Origin of the sequence: Caballeronia terrestris (genome assembly GCF_001544515.1) — a bacterium.
In the GTDB taxonomy this organism is placed as follows: domain Bacteria; phylum Pseudomonadota; class Gammaproteobacteria; order Burkholderiales; family Burkholderiaceae; genus Caballeronia; species Caballeronia terrestris.
Map to the genome: position 1 here is coordinate 85,450 of NZ_FCOL02000001.1, position 11,994 is coordinate 97,443.

Sequence of the window (11,994 nt, forward strand, 5' to 3'; positions counted from 1 at the left end):
GGCTTACGCCCCGGCCAGCGCGTTCGAAAGCGCTCGCTGCAGCGCGCCCTGATCCAGGTCCTCGCCGATCAGCACGAAGCGGCTCTTGGCCTCGTTCGCTTCCCAACGACGATCGAAGTAGCTGTCGAAGCGCCGTCCGACACCCTGCACGACGAGCCGCATAGGCGCGCCGGGCAACGCGACGAAACCCTTCACGCGATAAATCGTGTTGCTCTCAACGAGCGTTTGCAAGGCGGCGACGATCTGCTCGCGCGACTCGACCTGCGCATGAACGACGACCGAATCGAAGTCGTCGTGATGATGATCGGCATGGCCTTCGGCATCGACGGAACCGTGGTGATCTTGCCGCAGATGAATCGTGTTCTCCGATGCCGATTCCAGTCCGAGCAACGCATGCAGATCGAGCTGGCCCATGTGCGCGGGAACGATCTTCACCTCGGCGGGAATCTCACCGCGAATCAGCGCTTCGACATGCGCCCGCTGAGTTTCATCGATGAGATCGGTCTTGTTCAGAATGACCAGATCGGCGGAGGCAAGCTGATCCTCGAACAATTCGTGCAGCGGCGATTCATGATCCAGATTCGGATCGGCGCGACGCTGGGCATCGACGGCTTGCGGGCTCGCCGCGAACTGGCCGCTCGCGGCAGCGGGTCCGTCGACCACGGTGACGACCGCATCGACCGTGAACGCGTTCTTGATCGACGGCCAGTTGAACGCCTGCACGAGGGGCTTCGGCAACGCGAGCCCGGACGTTTCTATCAGCACGTGATCGATTTGCCCGCGCCGCTCGACAAGCTGCTCCATCACCGGATAGAACTCCTCCTGCACCGTGCAGCAGAGGCAACCGTTGGCAAGTTCATAAAGATTGCGCTCGCCCGACGACGCTTCGTCTTCGCAACCGATGCCACAGCCCTTGAGGATCTCGCCATCGATGCCGAGTTCGCCGAACTCGTTGACGATCACCGCAATGCGCAGACCATTCGCGTTTGACAAGATGTGCCGCAACAGCGTGGTTTTGCCGCTGCCGAGAAAGCCGGTAACGACCGTCACCGGGATTTTGCGCGTTTGCATCCGTTGCTCCGTGTGTCTGGTGCTAGCGCTTTCACTCGTGCGGAACCAGCATGCCCGCAAGCCGGAAAGCGTGATGAGAGGAGAAATCGCGCGCCGCATCCCCGCGACGACGATTCGTTCGATAGTGTCCGATTTTTCTGGCCGGTATCCGGGCTGACGAAAACGCCGCTTCACCTTCCCGCGCGTGACACGTTGCGCAGTGGAGCCATGCAAGTGCTGAATGAAGCACATGCACCGAAGCCGGCTTTGCCGCGCATGAATCGAAGCGCGCGGCTTTCGCTTACCGTTGCGGGGGCAGCGCAGGTTGGCGGACGCTCCGTGAAGGACCGGCCGCTTCCTGCTTCCCGTTTAACCGCGCGCGAGAGACCCACGCGCGCGAGCACCAGAATTGCGAGCAAGTCTAGGCTGCAAGCGCACGAGCGTCAAGAAACGCGGGGCATGCGGCTCCATTCCTGTGATATCTTTGGCCCGCGTCTGGTGCTCATGCGTGCGCTTCGAAGCAGGCATAGTCAAACGGGAAACAGGGAGCAAAATAGAGCCAACCTGTGCTGTCCCCGCAACGGTACGCGACCGGCGGCGCTTCTCAAGCTTGGAGCGCCGCGCATTCCTTTCACGGCCACTGCGCGGCAGCATGCGCGGGAAGGCGAACGGCATGAGGTCGCAAGCCCGGATACCGGCCGGCGCAAGTGGCGAAAACGCGTGCTTCTTAGCGGCGCGGCTCGCCGAAACGCCGCATCCGCGAGGGACGGATGTGCGGCGTCGTATTGATTTCAACCCGCATCACATGAATCCAGCTATCGATTTCCATCGCTTGCAGCCTCGCGGAGCAGCGGCATGACCGCACGCCCAGGCAGCGTCCACCTGATCGGCGCCGGCCCCGGCGACGTCGAGCTGATGACGCTCAAGGCCGTGCGCGCGCTCTCGGAAGCGGACGTCGTGCTCGTCGACGATCTCGTCAATCCCGACGTCCTCAAGTTCGCACGCGACGACGCGCTCATCACGTACGTCGGCAAGCGCGGTGGACAGCCGTCGACGCCGCAGGCAGTCATCTTCGAGCTGATGCTCACGCACGTCCATGCGGGACGCCGCGTCGCGCGCCTGAAGGGCGGCGATCCGTTCGTGTTCGGGCGCGGCGGCGAGGAAGTGCAGGCGCTCGCCGACGAAGGCGTACACGTCGAAGTGATCAGCGGCATTACGGCGGGGATCGCGGCGCCCGCGTCGGTGGGCATTCCGGTCACGCATCGCGATCATGCGATGGGCGTCGTGTTCGTCACGGGCCACGGCGCAAGCGGCGACACCGGCAATCGCGAGCCCGACTGGAGCGCGCTCGTCGCGACAAAGATGACGCTCGTCATCTATATGGGCATGCGGCGGCTTGGCGAGATCGTCGCGGCGTTGCTTGCCGCGGGCCTCGATCCGCAGACGCCCAGCGCCGCCATCGCCGCCGCGACACGTCCCGAACAGCGGCATCTGCGCGCGCCGCTCGAACGGTTGCCCGATGCCGTGAAGGCCGCGTCGCTCGGGGCACCAGCGATCGTCGTGATCGGCTCGGTCGCGGCGCTCGGGGACCAGGCGTGAGGACGATCACCGTCGGCATCGGATGCAGGCGTGGCGTGAGCGTCGCGCAGATCGAAGCGGCTGTGCACGCCGCGCTCGGCGCGCTTTCGCTCGACGATGTGCGCGCGATCGCGAGCATCGAGAGCAAGGCCGGCGAAGCCGCGTTGCTCGACTTCTGCACGCGTCACGCGCTGCCGCTTAGGCTGTTCACCGCCGCGCAAATCTCCAGCGTCGAAACTTCGGCGTCCGCGCACGTTCAAAAACATCTCGACGTCGGCGGCGTATGCGAACCCTGCGCGCTGCTCGCCTCGCACGACGGGCGCCTCGTCGTCACGAAGACGATTGCGGACGGCGTGACCGTCGCCATCGCCGCCGACCGCATCACTCTCCCCTCATCGAAGAGCCACGCATGAAGACCGATCCCGATTCCCACCTGCGCATGGCGCAGCGTCGCAAGGAAGGCCACGAGAAGAAGCAGGCCGCCGCCGATCACGAGAAGGGCCTCCTGATCGTCAACACCGGCAACGGCAAAGGCAAGACGACGGCCGCGTTCGGCATGGCCGTGCGGGTCCTCGGACACGGCATGAAGCTCGGCGTCGTGCAGTTCATCAAGGGCGCGCTGCATACGTCGGAGCGCGATTTCCTCGCGGCGATCGCCAATTGCGACTTCATCACGATGGGCGACGGCTACACCTGGAACACACAGAACCGCGACGCCGATATCGCGACCGCGCGCAAGGGCTGGGACGCGGCGCGCGGAATGATCGAGAGCGGCGAGTACCAGATGGTCGTGCTCGACGAGCTCAACGCCGTGCTCAAGTACGAATACCTCCCGCTCGACGAAGTGCTTGCCGTGCTCAACGCACGGCCCGCTACGCTGCATGTCGTCGTCACTGGTCGCCACGCGCCCGATGCGCTGATCGAAGCCGCCGATCTCGTCACCGAGATGCGGCTCGTGAAGCACCCGTATCGCGAGCAGGGCGTGAAGGCGCAACGCGGCGTCGAGTACTGAGCCGATGCGCGCCTGCCCCGCTCTCTTCATCAGCGCCCCGGCCTCGCATCAGGGGAAGACCACCGTCACCGCCGCGCTCGCGCGCCATCACGCGCGGCTCGGGCGACGCGTGCGCGTCTTCAAGACCGGGCCGGATTTTCTCGACCCGATGATTCTCGAACGCGCGTCGGGGTCGCCGGTGTATTCGCTGCATCTGTGGATGGTGGGCGTGGACGCCTGCCGCGCCTTGCTCGCCGATGCCGCGCGCGACGCCGACCTGATCCTGATCGAAGGCGTGATGGGCCTTTTCGACGGCACGCCGAGCAGCGCCGATCTCGCGACCGCGTTCGGCGTGCCGGTGCTCGCCGTGATCGGCGCGCACGGCATGGCGCAGACCTTCGGCGCGCTCGCGTTCGGGCTCGCACGCTATCGTCCCGGCTTGCCGTTTCATGGCGTACTGGCGAATCGTGTGGCTTCCGCACGGCATGCGCAGATGCTGGGCGAAGCGATTCCCGAGGGCCTGCGCTTTTGCGGGCATCTGTCGAACGCGGACGATATCGCGCTGCCCGATCGTCATCTCGGTCTAACGCAGGCGGCTGAAATCTCGGATCTCGATGCGCGTCTCGATCGCGCGGCGGATGCCATCGGCAAGACTGCGCTAGCCGATCTGCCGCCCGTTGTGCAGTTCGAGGATCAGGCGCTGCCCGAAGCGCCGCTTCTGCTCGAAGGCGTGCATATCGCAATGGCGCGCGATGCCGCGTTTTCGTTCGTCTATCCGGCGAACGTCGACTTGCTGCGGGCGATGGGCGCGCGCGTCAGCACCTTCTCTCCGCTCGCGAATGAACCCGTTCCCGATGGCGCCGATGCGCTTTATCTCCCCGGCGGCTATCCCGAACTGCACGCCGCGACGCTTGCGCAAAACGCGCGCACGGCGGCATCGATCAGGACGCATGTGCGGCGCGAAAGGCCCGTGGTCGCCGAATGCGGCGGCATGCTGTATCTGCTCGATTCGCTGCAGACCATCGACGGCGCGCAGCACGCGATGCTCGGCCTCCTTCCCGGCGATGCCGCCATGCAAAAGCGCCTCGCACGCCTTGCGATGCAGCGCATCGATACCGCGCATGGCATGGCAACGGGTCACACGTTCCACTATTCGTCGATGACCACGCCGCTTCAGCCGCACCTCATCGCGACGCACGCAACGACGGGCGCCGAGGGCGAGGTGTTGTATCGGCATGGACCGATCACCGCGACTTATATGCACTCTTACTGGCCGTCGAATCCGGCTGCCACCGCTGCGCTCTTCCGCGGCGAACCGCTATGAACACGACGACAACGACAATATTCGAACTCGCCTTCACGATCGAGCGCGCGAGGGCGCAGCAACCGGTCGGCTCGCCGTGCACGAACGTGTGCCGCCTCGACCAGACAACGGGCCTTTGCGAAGGCTGCTTCAGGGATCGCGCAGAGATCAAGGCATGGAAGACGATGGACGATGCCGGCAAGCTCGCGCTCTTTCCCGCGCTCATCGAGCGGAAAGGAAAAAGGCGGCTGGGTTAGCAGCCGCCTTCGTCTTGCGTCCTTCGCTGATACTTCAGGCGTGCGCCACGCGGCGTATCGGTGCGCGTTCGAGTTCACGCGCGGCGAGCGCGCCGAAAACCAGCCCGAGCGTCGTCCACAGCAACGCCTGAATTCCAACCGACGCGATCCGGAAATTCCACAGCAGTGAAGCCGGAAACCCGGCGGGCACTTCGTCGATGGAAGGCAGCACGAACTGCGCGAGCGCGATCAGCACGGCATACGCGGCGCCTGCGATGAGCGTCGCGTTCCACCCGCCGTGCTGCTTGTCGAGGCGCCGTTGCAGCCACACGGCGAGCACGGCAGCCACGATCGAAATCGCGATCATGCTGAAGAAGAGCGTGGTGCGCGGCCCGATCGTTTCGGGATTTCCGACGGCCGGTGGATTCGGCGGGTACTTGAGAAACGGCACGATGGCCACGCTGACAAAGCCGAAAAGCGCAAGCGTCGCGGACGTCCCGCGTGCACGCAACGGGCCGAGCCGCCCATAAGCGAACGCGAACACGAGCGAGAACAAACCGCCCAGCGCCGTGCCGAACACCGCGACGCCCGTCAGCAGACCAAGCCCCGACTGCGTATCGCGGCTGACGATTTCCTCATTGTCACCGTGATCGTGCGAGGGCGCAGCTTGCGTCGCATCGGCGCTGGCTTGCGCATGATCGTGCGAATGTTCGTGCTGCTCCTCGAACGCGATCGCGCGCGCCACCGACGGCTCGCCGAACGTCTTCGCGAAGCCGAAGCCGACGAGGCCCGCGACCAGTCCCGCGAGCATGCCGCGTATCAATAGATTGCGAATCATCGTGCTTCCTCAGTGGCAGGGGAAGCCGAGCAGATGGCGTCCGTCGTGCACGAATTCGTGGATGTAGGTGCCCGAGAAGATCGCGGTCGCGCCCTGCTCCGCGCCGACGAAATAGATCGCGATCAAAAGGATGAGGCCGAGAAAAATGGCCCACGGCAGCACTTCACGCACCGGAATGGGTACGGGTGCATCGATTACGGGCGAAACTGGGGCAGCGAAATGAGAAGCGGACATGGTGTTCTCCAGGGAAAGACGCGTCCCAAAGATGAAGCGAAGACGAAGGAGGATGCAGCGGGGGTCTGACTCGCGGGCACGCCTCGATCGGCGCATCCGCTCACAGTGGCGCGACCGTGCCGGGTTTTCACCGACTTCCTCGCACTGCAAGCTTGCCATTCTAAGATGATCGACGGCAAAGTAAAGCATGAAGACCGAACTCACCTTGATATGCCACGCCGCGACGCACGCGATGAAGACGGGCAGGTTCCCGACGTCTGACGACCCGATCGAGGCGGTCGATCTCGTGGCGGCGAAACGGCAAGTGGTGACGAGTCCGGCGCGGGCCGCGCGCGAAACGGCGGCGCTATTCGATGACGAAGCGCAAATCGATCATTCGTTCGATGACCTCGACTACGGCCGCTGGCACGGCCGTTCGATTCGCGACGTGCACGACGAAGACGCCGCAGGACTCGAAGCGTGGCTGTCCGATCCCACGAGCGCGCCGCATGGCGGGGAAAGCCTCGAAGCGCTGGCCGGACGCATCGTAAGGGGCCTCGAGCGATACGCGCACGGCGGCCCGCACCTGATCGTCACGCACGCGATTGCGCTCAAGGTCGCGCTCGCGCGGGTGCTCGATGCACCGCTCGAATCGGTCTATGCGATGGATTTCGAACCGCTGGCGACGCTCGTGCTCACACGTTACGGCGCTAAATGGCGCGTGCGTGTGCCTGCGATTCTTACCAGCGTATGAAGAAACTATGCCTTGGCGCCACGCGCCATGCGCTGGAGCGTCGACGAGTCGATGGCGCCCGCGCAAATGCGCACCGCCTCCGACAGCGTGCGCGGACGGCCCGCGCCGAACTGCGCTTCGAGCATCGCGACGGCGCGCAGACGTTCGTCGTTGCCGAGCTTTTCGCCGGTGGCGAGCTCAAGCACGGAGATGAAATAGGCGGCTGGCGGTGTCGCCCGGTCGGCGGGCGCTGCGTCCCAGGGAGCTGCGGGTGATGCCCACTGCGTGTCTTGTCGACGGTTCATTGTTTAGTCCGGATTGAAGCAACAAAGAACTCGATGCGAGCAAGGACCATTCCAGGCGACGAATGAATCCGCGTACGCCCCTATTCTTCCGATAAAACGTCGCGCGCCACGCGGCACGCCGCGAGATCCCACGCCGCGCATCCCACGGTCTTGAAGACAACGGGCCGCGTGATTCTCGCAGTTTTCTTCAGCACGTTCGAAAGCGGCTGCACGTCGTCCCAGCCAATGCCCGCCCGGATCAGATCGCCCGCTTCGTGGCGCGCGCCAGCGGCATCGTCGACGAATACATCGCTCGCGAGAATCGTCGATGCCGCGATTTCCGCCGCATCCGGCGTGAACGCACCGACGCCGATCACGAGCCGCCCGGGCTTCGGCGCGAGCGTGTAGACGGGCGTCTTGCTGGTGGTGGCCGTGATGACGACGTCGATCGAATCAGGGATATCGGCGTTGCCAAGGGGCGCGAGATTCGCCGACAGCGCCCGGTGCGCCGCGCAAAACGCTTCGGCGCGCGCGGGCTGCGAGCCGAGAATCAGGATGCGCGCCGCCGGATAGAGGGTCGCCAGCGCCTCGACGTGGTGCAGCGCCTGCTTGCCCGTGCCGATGACGAGCACCTTGCCCGGCGCGCGCTCCATCAGGCGTTTGATGCCCAGCATCGTCACGGCGGCGGTGCGGCGGCCGGTCACCGTCGGGCCGTCGAGCATGAATTGCGGCACGCCCGTCGAGGCATCGAAGGCCGTCACCTGCCCGTGGATCGTCGGCAAGCCGAGCGCGCGGTTGCGCGGGCACACGTTGACGAGTTTGTGCATCGCGAGATCGGCGGCGCTCGCGGGCATCGAAAGCATCACGGCGCCGTCCGCGAGCGGCACCACCATGCGCTCGGGGCTCACGATGCGGCCGCCGGCGTAATCGAGCATCGTGGCTTCGAGCGTCGCCACGAGGCGGTCGTAGGGCAGGAGGCGCGCGGTGTCGTATTCGTCGAAACTCTGGATGGCGGTCATCTTGTGGTCGCGTGATGGATCAGCGGCTCATTCTACCGATGACTCAACCACCGCAAGCCGCTTCCGCCACCTGCAGGACTTCGCCCGTCGCCGCGTTCTCGACGAAGGCCACCACGCTGTACTTCGTCTTTGGTTCGCCCGCGTAGTCGCCGGCCAGTCTGGCACGGCCGTCGGCGATGCGCACAGGACCAATCCAGCGCCGCACCACGCGATCGTGATGGAGTAGCACGCCCTGGTTCTCGCCCGCCTGCACCTGGCTATGCAATCCGCTCTCGATAATGGCCGCGTACGCGACGGCATCGGCGGGAAGATTCGGGCGCGCGCTGAACGCGGCATCGAATGCGAGCTTGCCCGCGGCGGCCGTGCTCGTTTCGATGCGGATATCGGCAAGCGGCGCTTCGGCATTCATCTGCCTGATGCGTGCATCGACGCTCGAACCATCCGACCAATTGCGCCATTCGCGGCCCGCGACGAACACCTCCGGCGTATAGACGACGCGCTGCCCGCCCTGCGTCGACAGGCGCTGCTGCCTGCCCGTAAACGACGCTTGAGCGAAGCGGTCCATCCAGCCGAGGCTGTCCCAGTAGTCGACGTGCAGCGCGATAGGCACGGCAGCATCGCTTTTGCGCGCACGGTCGAACTGGCTTAACCAGCGGTCGGCGGGCGGGCAACTGCTGCAGCCCTCGCTTGTATAAAGCTCGACGAGCGCCACGCGATGCGCCGGGCTCGTCGCCGTACAGACGCCGGCAATCGCGGGCCACGCGGTGACGGCGGCGAGCGTGCCCGCCATAAGACGAATGAGGAAAGCCTGCATGCGATGCTCCTGCGTTCAAAGTGGGATACTGCTTTGTCGCGCGAGCCAAGCCGAAATTACAATCATCGCACTGGGGCAAGCCGCAGAGTCACGCGAATGTCACACGCCTGACACCGTCGACCCGGACAATCGGCCGACCGCCGCACCCCCGCGTGCGCCCAAACGTCAACGGAGCTCACCATGATTTCGCAAGACCGGCAGCGCCGCTTCGAAGCGGACCTGATCGACAGTTACGACGAAGAACTGGAGATGGAAGTCGACGATCGCCTGCTCGATGGCGAAAGCGCGCTCTCCGAGGAAGCGCGCGAATTGCGCAAGGTCTATTTCCGCGAGTTGTTCCGCCTGCAGGGCGAACTCGTGAAATTGCAGGACTGGGTGGTGAATACGGGGCATCGGCTCGTCGTGATCTTCGAAGGCCGCGACGCCGCCGGCAAGGGCGGCGCGATCAAGCGCATCACGCAGCGGCTCAATCCGCGCGTGTGCCGCGTCGCTGCGCTCCCCGCGCCGAACAATCGCGAGCGAACGCAGTGGTACTTCCAGCGCTACGTGTCGCATTTGCCGGCGGGCGGCGAGATCGTGCTGTTCGATCGAAGCTGGTACAACCGCGCGGGCGTCGAGCGCGTGATGAATTTCTGCAGCGACGACGAGTACGAAGAGTTTTTCCGCTCGGTGCCGGAGTTCGAAAAGATGCTGGTACGAAGCGGCGTCCAGATCCTGAAGTACTGGTTCTCGATCACCGACGACGAACAGGAAGTGCGCTTTCAGGCGCGCATCGAAGATCCGCTGAAGCAGTGGAAGCTGAGTCCGATGGATCTGGAGAGCCGGCGACGCTGGGAAGCATACACGGTGGCGAAAGAAGTGATGCTGCAGCGCTCGCATATTCCCGAGGCGCCGTGGTGGGTCGTGCAGGCGGTGGACAAGAAGCGCGCGCGGCTCAATTGCATCCACCACTTGCTCGCTCAGGTGCCGTATCACGACATCGAGCATGCCCCGATCGATCTGCCAGCGCGCGTCTACAACGATGATTATTTGCGGCAGCCCGTGCCTGAGACCATGATCGTGCCGGAGATCTATTGAAGGATTAAAGCGTGCTTCAGCAGTGGCATTGGCGGCACGCACCGCGCGATTCTGCGCGCGGCGCACGCTGCCTGAATACCGCCTTGAAGACGTACTGCGATCCCTTCGCGAACACGACCAGCGTCACTTGCGCCAGATTGAAATCGAGCGTCACCATCAGGCGCATCAGCACCAGCATCGGCAAGACGATGGCCGGTTGATAAAGTTGTCTTTCGATTAGTGCTCTCATAGCAGGCTCCCATTCCATGATTCAAATTCTACGGAGCGGGAGCCTCCCGATAAAGACGCGCATCACGAAGACATATGTTCGTGTTTCAGAACAATGGCGCCAAACTGACGCTGCTTAACGTTGTGCCAGGCTCGGCTCGACAACAGGCGTCGGCATCGCATCGCCCCAACCGCCGCCGAGCGCGCGAATCAGGTTCACCGTCGCCACCGCCTGCGTACCCGCGAGTTGCACCGCCACGCGCTGCGACTGCAGCACCGTACGCTCCGCATCGATCACGTCGAGATAATTGACCGCGCCCTTGTTGTACTGCGTGCGCGACAACTGCGCCGCGCGCCCCGACGACTTCACTGCGTCCGCCTGTGTCTGCGTCTGCCCTTCGAGGATGCGCAGGTCCGAGAGGTTGTCCTCCACCTCCTGGAACGCGACCAGCACCTGTTGCCGGTAGTTCGCCACATCCTCTTCGTAGACGGCCCGCGCATTCGCGAGATTGCCCTTGCGTCGGCCGCCGTCGAAGATCGGCATCGAGAGCGCCGTGCCGACGAGCGGCCCGAGCAGGAACGTGCGGCTCGACCACTGGAACAGGTCGCCGAGCGTGCCCGATTCGAAACCGCCCGCGCCCGTCAGCGTGAGTGACGGGAAGAAAGCCGCCTTCGCCACGCCGATGCGCGCGTTCGCCGCCGCCATCGCGCGTTCGGCCGCGGCGATGTCGGGCCGGCGCTCCAGCAAGGATGAAGGCAGGCCCGGCGGCAAGCGAATCTCGACCGGCTTCAACGGATTCGCCGCCATCGAAAACTGCGCGGGCGCCTTGCCGAGCAGCACCGCCAGACCATGCTCCGATGCCGCGCGCAGGCGCTGCACCGTCATCGCATCGGAGCGCGCGGTCGCGAGTTCGGACTTCGCGCGCGCCACGTCGAGCTCGCTGATATCGCCTTCGGTGAAGCGCCGCTGCACGAGCTTAAGCGCCTCTTCACGCAACGTCACGGTGCGCGTGAACACATCCATCTCGGCATCGAGTTCGCGCAGGTTGAAGTAGTTCTGCGCAACGTCCGCCTGCAACGCGAGCTGCACCGAGCGGAACAGCGCCTCGCTCTGCTGCGTGTCGGCCTTCGCGGCATCGACGGTCGATGCGACGCGGCCGAACAGATCCACTTCGTAGGAAACGCTCGCCTGCGCGCGCCACAACGTCTGCGCCGGGACGTTCGTGCCCTGCGGCTGAAGCTGCGATGCCGCCGACAGCTTCTCGCGCGTCGGACCGAAGCCCGCATCGATCGTCGGGAAGAGGCCCGCGCGCGCCGTCTGGTTGATCGCCCGCGCTTCTTTCACGCGCGCGGCCGCGGCTCTCAGGTTCTGGTTCGCGTCGGCGGCCTGGCGTTCGAGATCGTTGAGCGTACTGTCGGCGAAGATCGTCCACCATTCGCCGCGCATCACCTCTTCGGACGGCTGTGCCGTCTTCCACGTACCGGCTTCGGCCGGAGAAATGGTTTCGACCGGCGTTTCCTTGAACGCGGCCGGCGCGTTGACATCGGCGCGCTCGTAGGTCGGGGCGAGCGAGCAGCCCGCGACGACCAGCATCGCGGCCACGAGGCTCGACAACCCCAGCCATCGTTTCGATAACGACTTGTTCATCAT

General features: G+C 64.9%; 15 protein-coding genes and 3 riboswitches. Of the genes, 7 read left to right on the forward strand and 8 right to left on the reverse strand.

What is annotated here, in order from left to right:
- Positions 1–3 precede the first annotated feature (3 nt).
- A complete protein-coding gene (gene cobW, locus AWB67_RS00390) occupies positions 4–1,071 on the reverse strand; it encodes a cobalamin biosynthesis protein CobW (RefSeq protein WP_087654253.1) in 1,068 nt (355 codons plus the stop codon).
- A 122-nt stretch (positions 1,072–1,193) separates the two neighbouring features.
- Positions 1,194–1,473, reverse strand: a riboswitch (cobalamin riboswitch).
- Between the two features lie 55 nt (positions 1,474–1,528).
- Positions 1,529–1,767: riboswitch (cobalamin riboswitch) on the forward strand.
- A 138-nt stretch (positions 1,768–1,905) separates the two neighbouring features.
- On the opposite strand from cobW, the gene cobA reads away from it, so the two are divergent.
- From cobA to AWB67_RS00415, 5 genes are read left to right on the forward strand one after another with little or no spacing between them, the layout of a single operon-like run.
- Positions 1,906–2,649: a uroporphyrinogen-III C-methyltransferase gene (cobA, locus tag AWB67_RS00395; RefSeq protein WP_087654254.1), complete on the forward strand. Its 744-nt coding sequence runs from the start codon at positions 1,906–1,908 to the stop codon at positions 2,647–2,649.
- Entirely contained in the window at positions 2,646–3,041 is a 396-nt protein-coding gene (locus tag AWB67_RS00400; protein ID WP_087654255.1) for a cobalamin biosynthesis protein, read from the forward strand. Before cobA ends, AWB67_RS00400 begins: the two co-directional genes overlap by 4 nt.
- Positions 3,038–3,640, forward strand: coding sequence for a cob(I)yrinic acid a,c-diamide adenosyltransferase (cobO, locus tag AWB67_RS00405; protein ID WP_087654256.1), 603 nt, complete (start codon positions 3,038–3,040; stop codon positions 3,638–3,640). Before AWB67_RS00400 ends, cobO begins: the two co-directional genes overlap by 4 nt.
- Positions 3,641–3,644: 4 nt before the next feature.
- Positions 3,645–4,943 (forward strand): cobyrinic acid a,c-diamide synthase CobB, encoded by a 1,299-nt coding sequence (locus AWB67_RS00410; RefSeq protein ID WP_087654257.1) that lies wholly within the window; start codon positions 3,645–3,647, stop codon positions 4,941–4,943.
- On the forward strand, positions 4,940–5,179 hold the full coding sequence (locus AWB67_RS00415) for a DUF1289 domain-containing protein (protein ID WP_087654258.1): 240 nt from the start codon (positions 4,940–4,942) through the stop codon (positions 5,177–5,179). Before AWB67_RS00410 ends, AWB67_RS00415 begins: the two co-directional genes overlap by 4 nt.
- A gap of 34 nt (positions 5,180–5,213) precedes the next feature.
- On the opposite strand, the gene AWB67_RS00420 is transcribed toward AWB67_RS00415, so the two are convergent.
- Positions 5,214–5,996, reverse strand: a complete 783-nt coding sequence (locus AWB67_RS00420; RefSeq protein ID WP_087654259.1) for a CbtA family protein — start codon at positions 5,994–5,996, stop codon at positions 5,214–5,216.
- 9 nt (positions 5,997–6,005) lie between these two features.
- Positions 6,006–6,230, reverse strand: coding sequence for a CbtB domain-containing protein (locus tag AWB67_RS00425; protein WP_087654260.1), 225 nt, complete (start codon positions 6,228–6,230; stop codon positions 6,006–6,008).
- 39 nt (positions 6,231–6,269) lie between these two features.
- Positions 6,270–6,394: riboswitch (cobalamin riboswitch) on the reverse strand.
- Between the two features lie 23 nt (positions 6,395–6,417).
- Here AWB67_RS00425 and AWB67_RS00430 point away from each other — a divergent pair.
- The gene (locus AWB67_RS00430) at positions 6,418–6,963 is read left to right on the forward strand and encodes a histidine phosphatase family protein (protein WP_087654261.1); all 546 of its coding nucleotides are present in this window, start codon (positions 6,418–6,420) and stop codon (positions 6,961–6,963) included.
- A 5-nt stretch (positions 6,964–6,968) separates the two neighbouring features.
- Here AWB67_RS00430 and AWB67_RS00435 read toward each other — a convergent pair whose 3' ends face one another.
- The 3 genes from AWB67_RS00435 to AWB67_RS00445 all read right to left on the reverse strand — a co-directional run bounded on the left by AWB67_RS00435 (position 6,969) and on the right by AWB67_RS00445 (position 9,059).
- A complete protein-coding gene (locus AWB67_RS00435; protein ID WP_235024986.1) occupies positions 6,969–7,247 on the reverse strand; it encodes a hypothetical protein in 279 nt (92 codons plus the stop codon).
- Between the two features lie 80 nt (positions 7,248–7,327).
- The gene (gene lhpI / locus AWB67_RS00440) at positions 7,328–8,245 is read right to left on the reverse strand and encodes a bifunctional Delta(1)-pyrroline-2-carboxylate/Delta(1)-piperideine-2-carboxylate reductase (RefSeq protein ID WP_087654262.1); all 918 of its coding nucleotides are present in this window, start codon (positions 8,243–8,245) and stop codon (positions 7,328–7,330) included.
- A gap of 43 nt (positions 8,246–8,288) precedes the next feature.
- On the reverse strand, positions 8,289–9,059 hold the full coding sequence (locus tag AWB67_RS00445; protein ID WP_235024987.1) for a DUF1223 domain-containing protein: 771 nt from the start codon (positions 9,057–9,059) through the stop codon (positions 8,289–8,291).
- Between the two features lie 180 nt (positions 9,060–9,239).
- Here AWB67_RS00445 and ppk2 point away from each other — a divergent pair, with 180 nt between their 5' ends.
- Positions 9,240–10,136, forward strand: coding sequence for a polyphosphate kinase 2 (gene ppk2 / locus AWB67_RS00450; RefSeq protein WP_087654263.1), 897 nt, complete (start codon positions 9,240–9,242; stop codon positions 10,134–10,136).
- Between the two features lie 16 nt (positions 10,137–10,152).
- On the opposite strand, the gene AWB67_RS00455 is transcribed toward ppk2, so the two are convergent.
- A complete protein-coding gene (locus AWB67_RS00455; protein WP_200822150.1) occupies positions 10,153–10,365 on the reverse strand; it encodes a hypothetical protein in 213 nt (70 codons plus the stop codon).
- Between the two features lie 114 nt (positions 10,366–10,479).
- Positions 10,480–11,991, reverse strand: coding sequence for an efflux transporter outer membrane subunit (locus AWB67_RS00460; RefSeq protein ID WP_087654514.1), 1,512 nt, complete (start codon positions 11,989–11,991; stop codon positions 10,480–10,482).
- Between the last annotated feature and the right edge of the window lie 3 nt (positions 11,992–11,994).